Raw genomic sequence first — 17,353 nt, 5'->3', positions numbered from 1 at the left:
AACAACACTGAAGTCGGGAGCGGCAGCCGATGATGAATTTGGCGGTGGTATTGTTGAGAGTGAGAATGAGGACGATGCATAACTACAAAATTTATTCAATATAATTCCTGGTGTAACTACCGTGAAATATGAAATTATCAAGAAGGCAGTAGTGTTACTTGGATCAAATGTTAGTATTAGCAGCATTGGTGGTGGTAGAGTATCAAAAGCCGAGGAATTATGCGAGGAATTTGTTAACCCTGCTATTGAAGATACTATATTAATGGTTAAATGGTCGTTTGCCTTACGGAGAGTTGATAATATTGAAGCTAACAAAGCTAATAGACACAATTTTACCGAAGTGCCGGAAATTAATGATTGTATTAAATGTGCAGTAATAGTGCCATCTAATCTACAATTTTATACAGAGGCAGGTAAGATTTACTTTAAGGGCGGTAAACTTACCTCGCTGTTTTACTACAGCAGAAATATTGTTGATAATTTACTAAATAACGATACGACTATTTGGCAACAAGTGCCTGCTAGCTTTAAGTTATTAGCGGCTTTATCGTTAGCCTCACAAGTATCATTTGCTATGTATTCAGATAGTTTGTTTGCTGATGGACTAAAGAAACAATATTTAATCAAACTAGAAGAAACAAGAAGGATTTACGCGGTTGATTATAATCTGATTAATTCCGGCGAAGTATAAATAGCTTGAATAAAAATATTACATAAAATAGAAAATAATTAATTGATAAGCAACTACAAGTAGAATATCTTGCATTAAGATAACAACTAATGATTAAAGAGAACTATAATGTTTGCTAGCAAAAATGAAAGATGCCTTAAATTTTTGTCAGCTTATTATTTATTCGCTCTTTTAAAAATTATATTAACAATTTTTAAAAAAGTGGGAGAGATTATGCAGCAAGAACAATTTGTGTATTCGCAAAAAAATAACTTTTCAGGTGGTGAGTTAACGCCAACCATTGAGGGCAGAACTGAGCTGGCATTATATCAGAATGGCGTTAAAAAGTTGATTAACTTCATGCTACTGCCGTCAGGTGGTATTATGCGTAGACATGGTACACAATTTGTTCATTTGTTCAGCGATAATGTGCCAAAGAAAATGGCAGCAGTGATGTTCTCAAGGAAATTATCTTACTTGCTGGTTTTTGAATCGCATCAGCTAGAGACTCGTTGCTTATTCTTTGTTGGTGGGGAATTGTTGTTAACTAGTAAAGTTATACAGGATGAGGGGCAAAATTTTCATTTTCGTCCTAAGGATTTTTCTTATGTAGTATTTCAAGGAATTGCTTATATCTCCTTTGGTGATAAGAGACCAATCTTTAAATTCTCCATTGACCCGCAAGTTATTGAGCAATTTTACCAACATATTGAAGAGCAGGCAAGAAAGAGACAGGTAGAATATGGTGAAAGAGCCGAGATAGCTTCTAGTAGCAGCTATGAGCTAGCCAGCAATTTCCCTGGTAAAGAGAAGATGTTTATTATCGAACCACTAAAATGCCAAGTTAATTATTTTATTGTAGGGCAAACCGGACATAATATCATACAAAAACCTTTTAATGAGGTAATCTATGGGGCAGAAGTAGATAAAATTAACGATACACTAAAAGAGCTTTACAAGCAAGCAGCAAGTACATCATATACTAATTACATCTACCAAGCACAGCAGGAGAAATTATATTGTACTTCAGTGGTTACTTTTGAAAACCGGTTATGGTGCTTTGGAGTCAATAAAAATATTCATTCAATTTGGGCAAGCTATAAGGGTGATTTTAGTGATTTTAGGATGGCATAAGTTACCTCACTTGCTATAAAAAAATCTAAGTTTTTTAAAATTTTGTCTAACGGAACCACAGCTTTGTTCTGAAACTCCCTAACTTGCTCCTTCGCTATAATATCATATACTTCTGTTGACCTTTTATCCTTATGACCTAAAGCCTCACCTATTATCTCTCTATCTGCTCCAACTTTACGCATCCAACTACCGTGCGTTCTTCTCAAATCATGAAACCTTAAATCTTCAATACCAGCCAATTTACAGATTTTTTTCCAAGTCTCATAACGGTAGGCTATGTGACCACTTTTACTCTGATCGCTAGGTTCTGTTGACAAAATTTTATGTTAAGTTATCAGAGTAGAATAAAGAAGTTGCAATAGTAAGAAGAAATGGTAGTTTCTAGTTATCGAAACCAAGAAACTACCGATATGAAGTATTACATAGAAGACCAAGCATGGGAAGCAATTTTATCATTTTTTAAGAAAAAAAAAGCTATACACAACAAGAATGAGGAAAAAATAAGACAGTTTATTGAAGCAATATGGTTTATTGCTAGAACAGCTTGTCAATGGCGTCTTCTGCCTGATTATTATGGTTGTTGGTACAGTGTTTATCGCAGATTTAAGAGATGGGTTGACAAGGGTATATGGGAAGCTTTAATGGATCATGTTAAAGTAGATGTAGATATGGAATCAATGATGATTGATGCAACTATTGTAAGAGCACATGCTTGCTCATCTGGATATATTAAAGGTAATCAAGAGGAAGCAGCTTTAGGTAGAAGCAAAGGTGGTTTTAGTACTAAAATTCATGCCCTCGTTGATGCATTGGGTAACCCACTGAAGTTTATACTAACTGCCGGGCAAAGAAATGATATCACTCAGGCTGAAAATCTTACTAAAGATGTTCAGAATACGACGGTGATAGGTGATAAAGGATATGATAGTAGTGCGTTTGTAGAAAGCCTAGAAAATAAGGGGTGTGAGGTTGTTATCCCACCAAAATCTAATCGTAAAGTACAACGTGAATATGATAAACATATTTATAAAGAACGCCATTTAATTGAATGTTTCTTTGGTAAAATCAAACATTTTAGGCGTATATTTTCTAGGTTTGATAAAGCCCCAGCCACCTTTTTAGCCTTTCTAAATTTCGTTGGAGCTTTAATATGGTTACGTTAAAAATTTTGTCAACAGAACCTAGAGTTAAAGCTGCGAGAATCAAGCTATGCTATAGTCGTTATTCGTTGGTAGTAGTGTATCCTAATGAACAGCTTGAAATGGTTATGGATGCCCATGAGCAAGCTTTCAAGTTTTTTGCTGGTTGTTGCAAGAATGGTATTTATGACAATATGAAGACAGCTGTCAAAAAAATACTTAAAGGTAAAGATCGCATTTTTAATGAGAAGTTTGCTCAAATGGCCTCTCATCATTTATTTGAGCCACTTGCCTGTACTCCAGCATCGGGATGGGAGAAAGGACAGGTTGAGAAACAAGTGGGAGACAGTAGACGTAACTTTTTTACTCCCATATTGAAAGGAGATAGTTATGAAGCTATTAACACTCAACTTAGGGAGATGTCTATAGAATGGGCTAAGACTAAAAGACATCCTGAGTTTACAGAAAAGACGATTCTAGAAATATATGAGGAAGAGAAGGAATATTTAATAAGATATAGAGGGCAGTTTACTGGTTATCGATTACATCCAACGATTGTCTCACCTTTGAGTTTAATAGGGTACGACAGCAATATGTATAGTGTTCCGTGTGAATATGTAGGACTTAGTGTCTCGATTAAATCCTATGCTTGGCAGATAGTGATTTTACATGAAAGCAAAATTATTGCAGAACATGTTCGTTGTTTTAAACGCTATCAGAAAATTTATAATCCATGGCACTATATAACAGCTCTAGAACGTAAACCTGGTGCTTTACGTAATGGGGGTTCTGACGTAGAACCCCTGATTAATAATCAGTTTAGTTTCATCACTATTTTTATTTTTTTTGCCATTAAGTATAAAATTTATATCATTCAAGCTCTTTCCTATTGGCTCTGCTTTACCTCCAAGAACTTTTGCCAAGAATTGTTCAACTATGGCATAAAATGATAATCTATTATGTACATTCCTAAATCCATGTCCTTCATCTGGGTAGAGTGCATAAAGAACTGGAATCTTTTTCTTTTGCAATATTTCTACAATTCTATCAGATTGTTCTCTCGTTACTCTAGGATCATTTGCTCCTTGAGCTATAAGTAATGGCTTAGTTATTTTGTCAGCAAAATTTATCGGAGAAGATAAACTCAGTAGATGTAAACCTTCCAAAGAGTCTATATCTCCTACCTTTTTTCTAAAATTTCCTGATATTGGTTTCCAATATTCTGGCACACTTTTTATTAGTGTAGCAAGATCCGATGGACCAACTATATCTATGCCACAGGCAAATAAGTCAGGATTCCTAGTAAGAGCCACCAAAGTTTCATAACCACCATAACTTGCTCCCATAATGGCAATTTTATTAGGATTGGCAATTTTGTGATAGATAGACCAATTAACTACATCAATAATATCTTGATGCATTTTTTTACCCCACTCTCTGTTACCAGCATTTAAGAACCTTTTGCCAAAACCACTAGAACCCCGAAAATTGGTACTAAGTACTGCATAGCCACGATTAGCTAACCATTGGTGAATTATATTATATCCCCAAATATCTCTTGCAGTTGGTCCACCATGTACATAAACTACTAAAGGATACGGAGCAGTAGAGTTAACTTTACTAGGTGTAGTAATATAACTTACTAAATCTAAACCATCTATAGACTTTATTACTACTGGCTGCATAGGTAGCGAATGGTAATGTGTCAAATTAGGTCTACTCTTAAACAAAAACTCAACTGTTTTTTTAGAACGATCATAAAGGTAATATTCACCTGGTATAGTATCACTATAATAATAAACAAGCCATAATTTATCATCTGTTGTACGGCTTAAGATATTAAAAGCATCTTTGTTTAAACGCTTTAAAAAGTTGATATCACCTTTAATAGAATTGTCTATTATAATATCTTTTGGCATAGTGTAGTTAACTCTTACTACTTGTATATTTTTTTCAATAGGACTAACAGTCATGATACTTAGATCAGCTTTTTGTTCATTTACTATAACTTTAGTTTCACCAGTATCTGAATTCAGTTCTCTTAGACTATCCGTATCAGAGTTTCTACAATCTAAAATATATATTTTAGTATTATCTTTATTAAATCCTACAATAGCAAAACTATCGGCTTCTTCTGGAGGGAGAGTAAGTAATTTTTGAAATTTATCTCCTAGATATTTAAATATCGTTCTTCCTCCTTCTGAGTCCATATAAGACGCTAATCTGAGGTTCAAATCCCTATCATATATTAAACTAGTAAATTTATCATTTTTAAAAACAAGTTCAAGAGATGGTTGTTTCCCCCCATTTAATTCATCAAGGTTAAAATTATAAACATCAAAATATTTTTTATTACGTTCATTGATCCCAATTAATAATTGATTAGGTTTATCAGAACTAATATTTATAACATTAGCTTGAACAGCTTTACGTGCATAAATAGTATTATATTGTGCAGTCTCAATGTTATATATATATATATACCAGTATTTTCACTACCGTCTGGATCTTGACTATAAATAATATGTTTATTATCATATGCCCATATATATGAATGAATACCTTTATCAAAATGTGGTTCTAGACATTTTTTAGCATTCAATCCTTTGGTGCGAATATCCTGAACTGTAGAAAAACATACTGTTGGTACTTTATTAATAGGGGCAATATAACTTAAATAAACCCCATTTGGGCTTAATCTAACTAATATTTTATCTGAATCATCACCAAAAAACAAAAGCTCTCGAGGAATGAGAGAGTGTGTCTTGCCGCTACAAGCAGCAAGAGATAAAATTATAACAAGTTGTAATAGAAATTTTAATTTCATTTGATTTATAACACATTTAATTATCATAACACTTGCGTTACAGATTCCTATTATGAGGACTCAAATACTCTACTGTTGTCTTAGTGATTTCAGGACATATTTTCGGCGGAGATTTCTGCTTAAAACCCCAAATTTGGGTAGTTAGTAAATTACTGTACTTATCAATTTTGGATTAACTAAATTAATCCAAAATTGCGATTTCATGCAACATTTAGATTATACTGGATAATCTCTTGCACATACATCATCTGCACATCCAACTTCATTAAACCCAAAATCATTAGTATCACTATCCCTATCCATAAAATCCTCCTTTATGAAAAATTGATTACTTTTTTGTTTAACAACTCACCTTACGCATGGCATTTAAAAGTCATAGGGAGAATAGCCTAGAGTCATTGCGAGGAGCCACTTTGGTGGTGCGACGAGGCAATCTAATAAATGTGGATTGCTACGACCACTACGTGGTCTCGCAATGACGTCTTGTACTTTTCTGCAATTTTTAAATTGCCAAGGGGGTTATGCGATGAGTTAACAATCTAAGCGGTGTGTACACAAACACAATCTTGACCAGTACACTCAACTGTACCACCTTTGTCATTACAGTCATTTCATGCCTTAGAATCATCTGGACTAAATTTTTCCTTACTCATAAAATCCTCTTTTGTTTGAAATATTAATTAGTTTATGAAAATAATTATTTTTATATCAAGTATGAAGTATATTTTATCTAATATCAAGCAAAATTTATATTAACTATCAAAAATATTTATATTAATTTAGCATTAATAATAAAGTAGGAACATGTGTCCTATAGTCGAATAACCCTATATTAAACTAAAACCCTAAAGACAGTACACCATTGTTAGAGTGTGTCCAATATGTTACTGGCTCATTATGTAAATATGCCTCCTGTATACATGAAATAATTTTCTACTTGTTCATTTATCACTTGTGCAAGGTTACTACACGTAGCAGATACATGCCAATCTATTGACCAATGCATTTGGTCTTCAGCCCACAACTGTTGAAAGTTAAAAAAGGAGTTAAAATATAACTAAAGATTGTGTATAAATTAAGTTCATATAAATAATGACTTAAGAATATGCAGATATCAGAAATTATGGATTTAATAGACGAAGAAAAATTAAATGAACTGGGCAAATTATACAAAATAGATAAAGTAAATAATAAAATTACAGGTAAATTTATTTTAAAAAGCTTTGTTCATTGTATACTAAAGGGCTATAAACTGAGCCTGAGAGCCTGAGAGCCTTATAACTTATAACTAATAATAATAAAAATTTATCTTCGTTACTTAAAACTCAAGATAAAAATAATAATGTCTTAGATCACAGCTCTATCAGCAAGAGATTATCATCGATAGATACCAGATATTTTGAAGATATATATATAAATTTGGTAATAAAATATAATGATAAATTTAAAAAAACTGACTCCGATAAGCTACATAGGTTTGATTCTACTATAATTACTTTATCTGGTAAATTATTAAAAGATGGATTAAATCTTGGTGGCAAAACTCAAGACAGACATATTAAAATAAGTGTAGGGTTAAAAAATTCAATACCATCTAGTGTAAGATTTTGTAGCCAACAATCTGAGTCTAGTGAAAATATAGCTCTTGTACAAGCCATTAATGCAACAAAGATAGAGAAAGAAGAAATATTGTTATTTGATAGAGGTCTCTCAAAAGCCCAAACATTTGAGGCTTTTACCAAAAATGAACAATATTTTATTACGCGAGCAAATATAAACAGAAAATACGCATTAATACAAACGAATAGAATTAACACAACTGATACGACTGAAGAAGATTTAGAACAGGAATTTTGCAAAGATTTAACTATCATAAGTGATGAGATTGTAAATTTATATGATAAAAATCATAAGGAAATAAAGTGTAATTTACGACTAATTAAAGCCAATAGTAAGACAGCAGGAGAATTGTGGTTTTTAAGTAATATATTATATTTATCAGCACAAGATATAGCAAGCAGCTACAAAAAAAGGTGGGAAATTGAAGTATTTTTTAAATTTATTAAGCAAAATTTACAAATTAAACATTTTATTAGCCATAGGGAGAATGGAATGAAAGTATACATATATTGTATTTTAATAGCTGCTATTTTGTTTGCAATATTTAAAAAAGTAAACAATTTATGGGGATTTAAGCTTGTTCTATTGCAATTTACGCTGCTGCTTGAAAAGGAGATTATCAAGGATATTGTATTATTTTGCGGCGGAGATCCTAATCTTGTAGACTTAAAATTATAAAGATTGAAGGATAAATTTATGTGTAATTATCGATTGCAATGTTTTGTACTTTTTAACTTTCAACGGTTGTGGAATCTAACCCCCTGCTTACGCAGGGGTGACACAAAAATGGATTGCTGCGTCACCGATTTTAGCAGCTCCTCGCAATGACCCTTAGCAGTCAGCTTTTTTACTCATCATAAGGAAATAAATAAAAAATTCTAGAGCTATGATAAGTAATAGGCGAGCGACTAGTGACGACGTCACCAACTTCTCATCAATTGAGACTATAGCCAGGTAAACTTATACATCAAACCTAATGCCAAGTGTTACATTATGACCTTTATAAGGCAATGACTTAACATGATTCTTTATCTCTTTGGTACTACCAAGATTTTTCCAGCTATAAGCTACCTCAACTTTTATTACAGGAGCTAACTTGGCAGCAGCTCCAAAAGTGAGGTGATATACTAGGTTATTTTTTTTACTATTAGAAACTGAAGTACCAAGCTTATTATTGGTAATTTCGTTTTTCAGATGACCAACACCAGCACCAGCTCCGATAAATAATTCACAAATGCTTATATCAAAAATATCGACATAACCACTAAGCACTAAAGTAGTAATTTGGGGCTTAATTTTTGAGTCCACACCGGCAAAAGAGTGTTTTACTTGCTGATTAGCAAAAAAATCAAGCATAAGATCAAGTCTAACATTATCTAGAACATAATAACCCACACCTCCACCAACAATAGCAGCAGTATTCTGCTGTAACTCTTTATCATTTAACTTAATATTATTCATTTTATTTGCCCCAACTTCTACCTTCAAATAAAATTGATTATCAATGGCCCAAGAGGAAGCAGAAAATAAGAGCGAAACGCTAATGATTGTTAGTAATAATAAATTTTTCATATTTTTATTTTTTATTTAGAGTCTACTATAAATTAGACTTATTATCCAGCTTATTTTGTTAAATGAAAAGCTGTAGGACTTCCTAAAGCATCCACAGTTGATTGATGACACACCCTAATTATTTTACAACATAAAATAATTGTAACAAAATCTTGTGAATTGACACATCAAGCATATTGATAATTGCATTTGGCAGCAAACCTAAGTAAATTATTGTTATACATAATGGTATAATTGCAATCATTTCATAGAGATATAAATCTTTAAAGCTTGCAACCTGAACATTAGTAATTTGTCCTAGCATTACTTCTTTGTAAAGTTTTAGCATATAAACAGCTCCAAGAATAATACCAACAGCACTTATCATAGCTAGCACTATATTGGCTTGATAAATACCTATTAAACTTAAAAATTCTCCTATAAAACCGCTAGTACCTGGTAAACCTATAGAGCCAAGCATGGCGATCATAAACAAAGTGGCAAGTATTGGCATTTTATTTGCTACACCACCATATTGGTCTATTTCCTTAGTATGCAATCTGTCATATAAAGTACCAACTATCAAAAACAAAGTAGATGCTACCACACCATGACTAATCATTTGATATATTGCTCCCTTAATTCCCGCTTCGGTCAAACTAAAAATTCCACCAATAACATAACCCATATGAGCTATTGATGAATAAGCTATCATCTTTTTCATATCTCTTTGAGCTAGTGCCACTAATGAACCATATATTACAGCAAATATACTCAGCACTAATACATAAAATGCAAATTCTTTTGATATATTTGGAAACATTGGTAATGACACTCGTAAAAAACCATATGCTCCAAGTTTTAATAATATCCCAGCCAAAATGACAGACCCAGCAGTTGGTGCTTGTACGTGTGCATCAGGAAGCCATGTGTGGAATGGTAGCATAGGCACTTTTACCGCGAAGGCTATAAAGATTGCCAACCATAAAACTCTCTGTACCGATAATGCTAATAAAGGTATTGATTCGTTCAGAACAAGCATATTAAAGCTGTGAAATTGGCTATAAATATATAGCAACGACAATAAGAAAAATACCGAACCAAAGAAAGTATAGAGGAAGAACTTTACAGCCGCATAAACTCTATTTTCACCTCCCCAAATTCCTATAATTAGATACATCGGGATTAATATTACTTCAAAAAATAAGTAAAATAATAGTAAATTCATTGAGGAAAAAGCCCCAATGCAAAAAGATTCAATTAATAAAAAACAAAACAAAAATTCTTTAATATATTTTTTGACGGTAAATAGACTAGCTATAATACAGATAAGGGTTAAAAAGCTGGTCAAAACAACAAAAAATACTGAAATTCCATCGACTCCAATGTGGAATTCAAGACCTATATATTGAACCCAATTATAGCATTCGACAAATTGATAAAGTTTTGATGTACTATCAAATTGAACTAATAAACAAATAGTAGCTATTAATGTTAGTACAGAGCTTAAAACTGCAACATATATCGCATAAACTTGTTTATTAACCGACCTACTCTGTCTAATAAACAGCAGAATATATAATGCACTTAGTAAAGGCAAGAAAATGCTTATTGATAAGATCGGTAAATCTGACATTCTAAACTCTAATAATCCAATTAACTCCGTTTATTAGAATATATAAAACTAATATTTTTCGAACCACGCTCAATTGCTGCTGCCACCTTTAAAGTATTATATTCATCAAGGGCTTTGCCTATTACTTGCATCCCAAGAGGTAATCCTCTAGAAGATAAAGCAGCTGGTACAGAACAACAAGGAAGACCGGCAAGACTAGCTGGAATAGTAAATAAATCGTTTAAATACATTGTCACAGGATTATCTTGTTTCTCACCTAAGTTAAAGGCTTCGGATGGGGCAGATGGCAAAATTATTGCTTCAACTCGCCCAAAAGCTTTGTTAAAATCATCTGAAATCAAGCGTCTTATTTTTTGTGCTTTTAAATAATAAGCATCCATAAGAGTAGATGAAAGCAAATAAGTACCAATCATAATACGTCTTTTAACTTCAGAGCCAAAACCAGCACTCCTTGTTTTTTGATACATTTCTTCAATAGATACTCCATCATTTTCTGCCCTAAAACCATATCTTACACCATCATATCTTGATAAATTAGATGAGGTTTCAGCAGGTGCTATCACATAATATGCAGATAGTGCATATTTAGAATATGGTAATGAAATATCAATAATTTCTACCCCATCATTTTTAAGAATATCAATAGTATTTTGCCACATCTTAATAATGTCAGGCTGTATACCCTGTTTTCTCATAAGATCAAATGGAACGCCTATCTTCATATTTTTTACACTAGCATTACATGCTGACCTTAGTTGTGGTACCTCGGAGTCGATAGAAGTAGAATCCTTCTCATCAAATCCCATCATGGCTTGTAGCATTAAAGCGTTATCTTCAACAGTTCTTGTAAGCACGCCAGCTTGGTCAAGCGAACTAGCAAAAGCAATCATCCCATATCTAGAACATCGACCATATGTTGGTTTGAATCCGACAACCCCGGTATAACTGGCAGGTTGACGAACAGAGCCACCTGTATCACTTCCAAGAGCTGCCATAGCTAAAAAAGCACTAACAGAAGCTGATGCTCCCCCAGAAGACCCCCCTGGTACTAGTGGAGTGGAAGGTGCGTCTACAGCCTTCCAAGGACTAATAACATTGCCGAAATAGCTGGTAATATTAGCAGAACCCATGGCAAATTCATCCATATTAGTCTTACCAAGCATTATTGTACCATGCTCTTGCACTTTATTACTTACAGTCGATTCGTATGTTGGTATAAATTTACTAAGCATTCTTGAGCCTGCAGTAGTTAGCACTCCTTTTGTGCAAAAAAGATCTTTTACAGAGATGGGAATTCCTTCTAATGACTTTTCTATTCCTTTATGGTAATTTTGATCAGCAATTTTAGCTTGCTGTAAAGCCGTATCTGTAGTTTCAGTAATATAGGCATTCAGCTCTTTATGCTTATCCATTTCTGCAATATGAGCTTTAGTTAGCTCAACACATGAGAATTCTTTGCTCTTTAGTGCTTTCAGGGCTTGGGTTATGGTTAATTTTACAATTTCTGACATATTTTACTCTACTACTTTTGGTACTACAAAACATTTTACTTCTCTGGCAAGTTCTGCTTTATCATTTGGTAAGTTAGCAAATAACTCATCAGAGAGATCACCATACAATACTTGATCTTTTCGCATTCTTTGGTTCATACCACAAACTGAAGTAAGTGGTTGAACGTTACTACAATCTACATCGTTTAAAATGTTAATCATATTCATGATCTCAGTCAGTTGCTGGGAAAAACTATTTATTTCCTCTTTGCTAAAATCAAACCTAGCAAGTTTTGCTATTCTTCGTACTTCTTCATTTGTAATCATTATATACCTAAATATTTACAGTCAATGTTGTTTAAAATAATATTATAGCATGAAATATATCTACACTAATAGCATGAAGTCATTTTTTAAGAATAATTATACTTATTTTGTATTGGACGATTACGTAACTTATCCAATACGTCAAAATGATGCAAAGCAAATTGTAAGTTGTCATTCCCACCCACTATGGTCATTCCCGCTTCGGTACGGAATCTAGATACCTGCTTACGCAGGTATGACACTGAGTTGAATATACTTAAACAGTCATTATTTCTTGTTCTTTTTGCTTAACATGCGAGTCGACTTTATTACTATACTCATCAGTTAATTTTTGGATTTCTTCTGAAAAATTATGATGTTCGTCCTTAGTTATGATATTGTCTTTTTCTGACTTTTTTAACTCCTCATTACCGTCCCTTCTGATATTACGCAATGCAATTTTAGTATTTTCTCCATATTTGTGAGCAAATTTAACAAGCTCTTTGCGACGTTCTTCAGTAAGTAATGGAATGGTAATTCTGACTAATTGCCCATCTGATGATGGATTTAGACCTAGATTTGCATCAGTAATGGCTTTTTCTACAGCTTTTATCATAGATTTATCCCACACTTGCACCGTGATAGTCCTGGCATCTGGAGTAGAAAGACTTGCTACTTGTGACAAAGGCATTTTATCTCCATAGGCTTCAACCAATACCGGATCAAGTAAATTAACTGAAGCTCGACCAGTTCTGAGTCCCTTAAGTTCGTGATCCAATATTTTTAACGAGCTATCCATTTTTGATTGTAACTCTTTATATATAGTTGTTTTATCCATATCTGTTAATCTTCTTGAATTTTTGTATACTCACCTTTTCCTTGCAGTACTTTTGCAAAGTTACCTTTCTCTCTAATTGAAAATACCTTAATTGGCAAGTTATTTTCTCTAGCCACTGCAACGGCAGCAATATCCATAACTTGTAAGTTCTCTTTTAGAAGATCAGTATAACTGATAGTGGAATATTTTACTGCATTAGGGTTTTTCGTTGGATCGGAATCATATACACCATTAACTTTAGTGCCTTTTAATAATAAATCACAACTCATTTCAATGGCTCTTAGGACACCCGCACTATCGGTAGTGCAAAATGGATTACCAGTTCCGCCGGAAAAAATTACTACTCTACCTTTTTCTATATGTCTTTTTGCTTTACGACGTATATAAGGCTCACAAATACTCATCATGGGGATTGCTGAAAGAACTCTAGTATGAACACCTAAACTTTCCATAATATTTTGTAAAGTAAGTGCATTTATTACCGTACCAAGCATGCCAATATAATCACCGGCAGCTCTTTCAATACCAAATGCAGAATTAGTTCCACGATAAATATTACCACCGCCAACAACCACACATACCTGTACACCAATATCTATTGCTTCCTTTATATCCTCAGCAATCCTTAATATTACAGAATATTCGTGACCAAATTGCTTGTCACCCATTAAGGCTTCGCCAGAAACTTTTAGCAAAACCCGTTTATATTTTAAATGTGACATAAATTTTACATTGTTGTTAAATTATTGATTTATATAATTCTATACAAACCTATTTGATAGCTGTGGGGTGAGCATCTTATAACAATTAAAACTAGTCGAACTATTATTTTTGTCAAGTATTATAGTTGTTTGATAATAATTATAGATTTAAAAATATTAGTTTAAAACAAGGTAAGATTACATAACTAACCTTAAAAGGTTCGTTCTTTCCGACAGTTTTTATAATTAATTTACTATATTACAAATAATTTTGATTGCAAAACAAATCATAATCATGTTAATCTTAATAATCTAGTTTTTCTAAAACCTTTTATTAACAAAATACAATGAATAAATATTTGATACTATTAATATTATTAATAATGCCTCTTAACTCATTAGCTCAACAACAAATGGCTAACCAGATATTTAATTTTGTTGTACCAGTTACTTATTTTGTCGATCATGTCAAACAACTAGCTTTGCTTACAAATAACTTAATTAAATATCGACAAACAAGCATAGTAGGAACTAGTGGCATGGGAAAAACCCAACTTGCTAGAATGTATTGTTATGAAAATCAAAATAACTATCAGCTTATTTGGTTTATTGACTGTAATTTAGATATTAATCAAGAACTACTAAAGCTAGCAAAAGTTATTAATAGTACTGCTAAATCTAATCTAATATCAGAAGATATAAGATTAGTCCGAAAAGAACTAATGAATTATTTATCAAATCAAGATAAGTGGTTACTGATATTTGATAATCTAAAGGTAGGTCAAAATAAGAAAGTTCAAGAGTTTGTTGAGTGGGAAAATAATGGACATGTTATATTTTGTTCCCAAGATAGTGAAATATTACCGAATATAGTCCAAATGACTGCCTTTACAAAAAGTGACGTTAGTATTCTTGCTAACAATATTTTAGAAAGTAATGATCCAAAGGTAGTAGAATTCTTGAGCAAAGAATTTGCTGGTTATCCTATCATGATAGTACAAGGAGCACAATTATTAAATAATGTAAAAGGTTTAGATAAAGCCGGGTATAAGAAAAAAATTCAACAATCAACAGATAGAATTCAATTGAACATTATGTTAACTATCAATGAATTAAAGCCAAGTGCTAGAAATTTACTAAATAAAATAGCCTTAATAAATAATCAAGGTTTTTCAAAAGACTTACTAAGTTTTATTACGGATGATCAAAGTACATTGAATGATGATATTTATCAGCTCTCTAAAATTTCCTTAATATCTAACATTGACTCACATGAAGCTAATCCGATCTTTGAAATGCACGATGTTATTGCTCAAAAAATAGCTGAGATTAATGGAAGTATTAATAATAAAGCTTATTTAGAAGATATAGTTACTAAATTAATGAATTACGTACCAAAGAGCATTATCAAAGCCCAAATTTTTAGAAAAGCAAAAACTATGCATGAAAATTTTGAAATCCTTGCTAGGAATGCTGAGAAGTATAACGTTAATATATATAAAATTATGCAGCTGAATAGACAGCTAATATCAGCATATCTTCTCTCTTACGATCACCATAATACAGAAAGACTCGTTAATTGGTTTAATAAAAATGATCAACAGGGTACTGGTAAGTTTAAATTATGGTTAATGAGTAATGATGAAAAATACACATATGCAAGTTACATACGAGCAATAGGTGTGTATTATAGAATTTGTTCTAATTATAGAACAGCAATACATTATTGTACAAGAACGAAAGAAATATTAGATAATGTAGAAGGTTATGAATCTTTTAAATGGATTGTATTGTTTACCTTAGCAACATCTAATATTGCATTAGGGCAGGTTCAAGAAGCAGAAAAAAACATTACAATTATAGAACAATTTTTTAATAAAGGCTTAATGGATGAAAGTGACATATTTTATATACATGATGCTAAAGCACTTCTATTCTTTGTCCAAGGGAAATATACTGAATCATTAGAACAAGTTAATAAAAGTATAGAAACAACCATTAAAAATGGAACAAGCCCTGATGACCCATGGTTTATAAATTCTTATAATGCTAAAATAGAAATATTAAATTATCTTAAAAAGCACCAAGAAGCATATGCCATAGCCAAGCAAGTATATGACATGTGTAAATCCTTTAAAAAAGAAGATGATGAAGTATTTGGTTATACTTTTATTGCAATGGCAAAAAGTGAATTAGGGCTGGGTAAACTAGACCAAGCCTCAGAGCATATTAACCAGGCTATCTCCATATTTTTAGCTGATGAACGTAGAAATCCCAAAGATGCAGATTATTCGGAAGATCCATATTTAGCAGCAAGCTATGTAGTCCAAGGTGATATTTTATTTGCTCAAGATAACGTAAAAGTAGCAATAGAGTACTATAATAAAGCTTATAGCATATATCATTATTTATATAGGGATAATCGTAAAAATGTGGCTCAAGTTAGTGACTTATATAGTCAAGGAGCTAAAGCGTCATGTAAAGCAAAAAACTTGCATAGTTATAAATTCTTTGGTAAACCGCAAATAAAGGAGTTTGGCATAAACCACCCTAATACTTTATCTATGTTTGAGTATTGTAAACAATATGATATGGATTTATGGGCAAAAGAAAAATAAATCCCGGACTCGTCGTTTACACCGAATGTATTCGCAATGTAGGTAATTGGGAATTACACAGAGAAAGAATTGCCACATCCACACTTAGTTTTTGCATTGGGATTTCTAATTTCAAAATAGGAACTACCTAACTCTTCGATAAAATCTATTATACAATCAGCCATGAATGGCTGTGATATTGCATCAATAACCACTTTAGTATTATCTTTCTCTATAACACAATCATCTTTTGTTATGTCATTACTTGGCACGAGGGCGTAATTATAAACAAACCCAGAACACCCACCACCATCAACAATTATTCTAAGAACCAAATTGGGATTATCTTCCAATTTGATTAACTCGCCCACTCTTTTAAAAGCATTATCGGTAATTTCTATTGACATGACATGATTATATTATTAAAGACCCTTAAAATAATCCTAAAAAGCTAATTTTGCAACAGCTTCATTTAAAAACCTTGAAAAGCTTAGTAGGTGATTCTATACTATAGTCAATTCAGGAAAATTGGGGACTAGGAGCGACGAGTGATGACGTCACCAACTTCTCATCAATTGACTATATAGCTAATCCGGTTAACATTATGCCATTAATATTAGCAAGAAGTAGCATCGCATGACAAAGCGATCCTGTCTTTTGTCATCCCTACGAAAGCAGGGATATTAGATTCCGCACCGAAGCGGGAATGACAATAGTGGGATGGAATGGCAATTTATGGATTGCTTCGTCGGCTCACGCCTTCTCGCAAGGACAAAGTAGCTACCCCAAAAGTCATTGCGAAGAGTGCGGAAACTGCACAACAAAGCAATCCATTTTTGTGTCA

The 17,353-nt window shown here is 32.7% G+C and carries 16 protein-coding genes and 1 pseudogene; 7 read left to right on the top strand and 10 right to left on the bottom strand.

From position 1 onward, the window contains the following. Positions 1-121 precede the first annotated feature (121 nt). Both AAGD20_RS02900 and AAGD20_RS02895 read left to right on the top strand, forming a co-directional pair. Positions 122-691 carry a hypothetical protein gene (locus AAGD20_RS02900; protein ID WP_341749318.1) on the top strand — a complete coding sequence of 190 codons (570 nt, stop codon included), beginning with the start codon at positions 122-124 and terminating at the stop codon, positions 689-691. Positions 692-799: 108 nt separating this feature from the next. Beyond that, positions 800-1,804: a hypothetical protein gene (locus tag AAGD20_RS02895; RefSeq protein WP_341749317.1), complete on the top strand. Its 1,005-nt coding sequence runs from the start codon at positions 800-802 to the stop codon at positions 1,802-1,804. Here AAGD20_RS02895 and AAGD20_RS02890 read toward each other — a convergent pair. Next, entirely contained in the window at positions 1,768-2,121 is a 354-nt protein-coding gene (locus tag AAGD20_RS02890) for a tyrosine-type recombinase/integrase (RefSeq protein WP_341749316.1), read from the bottom strand. The genes AAGD20_RS02895 and AAGD20_RS02890 overlap by 37 nt on opposite strands. A gap of 93 nt (positions 2,122-2,214) precedes the next feature. On the opposite strand from AAGD20_RS02890, the gene AAGD20_RS02885 reads away from it, so the two are divergent. Together AAGD20_RS02885 and AAGD20_RS02880 are read left to right on the top strand one after the other, a co-directional pair. After that, positions 2,215-2,967, top strand: a complete 753-nt coding sequence (locus AAGD20_RS02885) for an IS5 family transposase (protein WP_341749433.1) — start codon at positions 2,215-2,217, stop codon at positions 2,965-2,967. After that, the gene (locus tag AAGD20_RS02880) at positions 2,955-3,893 is read left to right on the top strand and encodes a Mu transposase domain-containing protein (RefSeq protein ID WP_341749315.1); all 939 of its coding nucleotides are present in this window, start codon (positions 2,955-2,957) and stop codon (positions 3,891-3,893) included. Before AAGD20_RS02885 ends, AAGD20_RS02880 begins: the two co-directional genes overlap by 13 nt. Before the next feature lie 12 nt (positions 3,894-3,905). Here the strand turns inward: AAGD20_RS02880 and AAGD20_RS02875 are convergent. Both AAGD20_RS02875 and AAGD20_RS02870 read right to left on the bottom strand, forming a co-directional pair. After that, a pseudogene (locus AAGD20_RS02875) lies at positions 3,906-4,628 on the bottom strand (alpha/beta hydrolase family protein); the annotation flags it as partial. A gap of 719 nt (positions 4,629-5,347) precedes the next feature. Continuing rightward, complete coding sequence (locus tag AAGD20_RS02870) at positions 5,348-5,770, bottom strand: hypothetical protein (RefSeq protein WP_341749314.1); 423 nt, start codon at positions 5,768-5,770, stop codon at positions 5,348-5,350. 1,105 nt (positions 5,771-6,875) lie between these two features. On the opposite strand from AAGD20_RS02870, the gene AAGD20_RS02865 reads away from it, so the two are divergent. Together AAGD20_RS02865 and AAGD20_RS02860 are read left to right on the top strand one after the other, a co-directional pair. Beyond that, positions 6,876-7,040, top strand: coding sequence for a hypothetical protein (locus AAGD20_RS02865; RefSeq protein ID WP_341748874.1), 165 nt, complete (start codon positions 6,876-6,878; stop codon positions 7,038-7,040). Positions 7,041-7,054: 14 nt separating this feature from the next. Beyond that, the gene (locus AAGD20_RS02860; protein WP_341749432.1) at positions 7,055-8,068 is read left to right on the top strand and encodes an IS4 family transposase; all 1,014 of its coding nucleotides are present in this window, start codon (positions 7,055-7,057) and stop codon (positions 8,066-8,068) included. A gap of 282 nt (positions 8,069-8,350) precedes the next feature. Here AAGD20_RS02860 and AAGD20_RS02855 read toward each other — a convergent pair whose 3' ends face one another. The 6 genes from AAGD20_RS02855 to pyrH form a co-directional block, all read right to left on the bottom strand. Continuing rightward, entirely contained in the window at positions 8,351-8,962 is a 612-nt protein-coding gene (locus AAGD20_RS02855) for an outer membrane protein (protein ID WP_094649003.1), read from the bottom strand. A 118-nt stretch (positions 8,963-9,080) separates the two neighbouring features. After that, entirely contained in the window at positions 9,081-10,577 is a 1,497-nt protein-coding gene (locus tag AAGD20_RS02850; protein ID WP_341749313.1) for an NADH-quinone oxidoreductase subunit M, read from the bottom strand. A gap of 20 nt (positions 10,578-10,597) precedes the next feature. Beyond that, positions 10,598-12,088, bottom strand: coding sequence for an Asp-tRNA(Asn)/Glu-tRNA(Gln) amidotransferase subunit GatA (gene gatA, locus AAGD20_RS02845; protein ID WP_341749312.1), 1,491 nt, complete (start codon positions 12,086-12,088; stop codon positions 10,598-10,600). 3 nt (positions 12,089-12,091) lie between these two features. Further along, positions 12,092-12,394 carry an Asp-tRNA(Asn)/Glu-tRNA(Gln) amidotransferase subunit GatC gene (gene gatC, locus AAGD20_RS02840; RefSeq protein WP_341749311.1) on the bottom strand — a complete coding sequence of 101 codons (303 nt, stop codon included), beginning with the start codon at positions 12,392-12,394 and terminating at the stop codon, positions 12,092-12,094. Positions 12,395-12,650: 256 nt separating this feature from the next. Then, positions 12,651-13,211 (bottom strand): ribosome recycling factor, encoded by a 561-nt coding sequence (gene frr / locus AAGD20_RS02835; RefSeq protein ID WP_094649316.1) that lies wholly within the window; start codon positions 13,209-13,211, stop codon positions 12,651-12,653. 5 nt (positions 13,212-13,216) lie between these two features. After that, complete coding sequence (pyrH, locus tag AAGD20_RS02830) at positions 13,217-13,933, bottom strand: UMP kinase (protein WP_094649315.1); 717 nt, start codon at positions 13,931-13,933, stop codon at positions 13,217-13,219. Positions 13,934-14,259: 326 nt separating this feature from the next. Here pyrH and AAGD20_RS02825 point away from each other — a divergent pair, with 326 nt between their 5' ends. Beyond that, positions 14,260-16,530, top strand: coding sequence for a tetratricopeptide repeat protein (locus AAGD20_RS02825; protein WP_341749310.1), 2,271 nt, complete (start codon positions 14,260-14,262; stop codon positions 16,528-16,530). Positions 16,531-16,583: 53 nt separating this feature from the next. Here AAGD20_RS02825 and erpA read toward each other — a convergent pair whose 3' ends face one another. Further along, on the bottom strand, positions 16,584-16,916 hold the full coding sequence (erpA, locus tag AAGD20_RS02820; protein WP_094649311.1) for an iron-sulfur cluster insertion protein ErpA: 333 nt from the start codon (positions 16,914-16,916) through the stop codon (positions 16,584-16,586). Positions 16,917-17,353: the final 437 nt, after the last annotated feature.

This window comes from Candidatus Tisiphia endosymbiont of Sialis lutaria, from assembly GCF_964026535.1.
GTDB lineage: Bacteria > Pseudomonadota > Alphaproteobacteria > Rickettsiales > Rickettsiaceae > Tisiphia.
This window is presented reverse-complemented; position numbering and strand designations above follow the sequence as displayed.

Coding starts and splice junctions, on each gene's coding strand:
- AAGD20_RS02895 (WP_341749317.1), top strand. CDS start 800: ATGTTTGCTAGCAAAAATGAAAGATGCCTTAAATTTTTGTCAGCTTAT.
- AAGD20_RS02885 (WP_341749433.1), top strand. CDS start 2,215: ATGAAGTATTACATAGAAGACCAAGCATGGGAAGCAATTTTATCATTT.
- AAGD20_RS02880 (WP_341749315.1), top strand. CDS start 2,955: ATGGTTACGTTAAAAATTTTGTCAACAGAACCTAGAGTTAAAGCTGCG.
- AAGD20_RS02870 (WP_341749314.1), bottom strand. CDS start 5,770: ATGAAATTAAAATTTCTATTACAACTTGTTATAATTTTATCTCTTGCT.
- AAGD20_RS02865 (WP_341748874.1), top strand. CDS start 6,876: ATGCAGATATCAGAAATTATGGATTTAATAGACGAAGAAAAATTAAAT.
- AAGD20_RS02855 (WP_094649003.1), bottom strand. CDS start 8,962: ATGAAAAATTTATTATTACTAACAATCATTAGCGTTTCGCTCTTATTT.
- AAGD20_RS02850 (WP_341749313.1), bottom strand. CDS start 10,577: ATGTCAGATTTACCGATCTTATCAATAAGCATTTTCTTGCCTTTACTA.
- gatA (WP_341749312.1), bottom strand. CDS start 12,088: ATGTCAGAAATTGTAAAATTAACCATAACCCAAGCCCTGAAAGCACTA.
- gatC (WP_341749311.1), bottom strand. CDS start 12,394: ATGATTACAAATGAAGAAGTACGAAGAATAGCAAAACTTGCTAGGTTT.
- frr (WP_094649316.1), bottom strand. CDS start 13,211: ATGGATAAAACAACTATATATAAAGAGTTACAATCAAAAATGGATAGC.
- pyrH (WP_094649315.1), bottom strand. CDS start 13,933: ATGTCACATTTAAAATATAAACGGGTTTTGCTAAAAGTTTCTGGCGAA.
- AAGD20_RS02825 (WP_341749310.1), top strand. CDS start 14,260: ATGAATAAATATTTGATACTATTAATATTATTAATAATGCCTCTTAAC.
- erpA (WP_094649311.1), bottom strand. CDS start 16,916: ATGTCAATAGAAATTACCGATAATGCTTTTAAAAGAGTGGGCGAGTTA.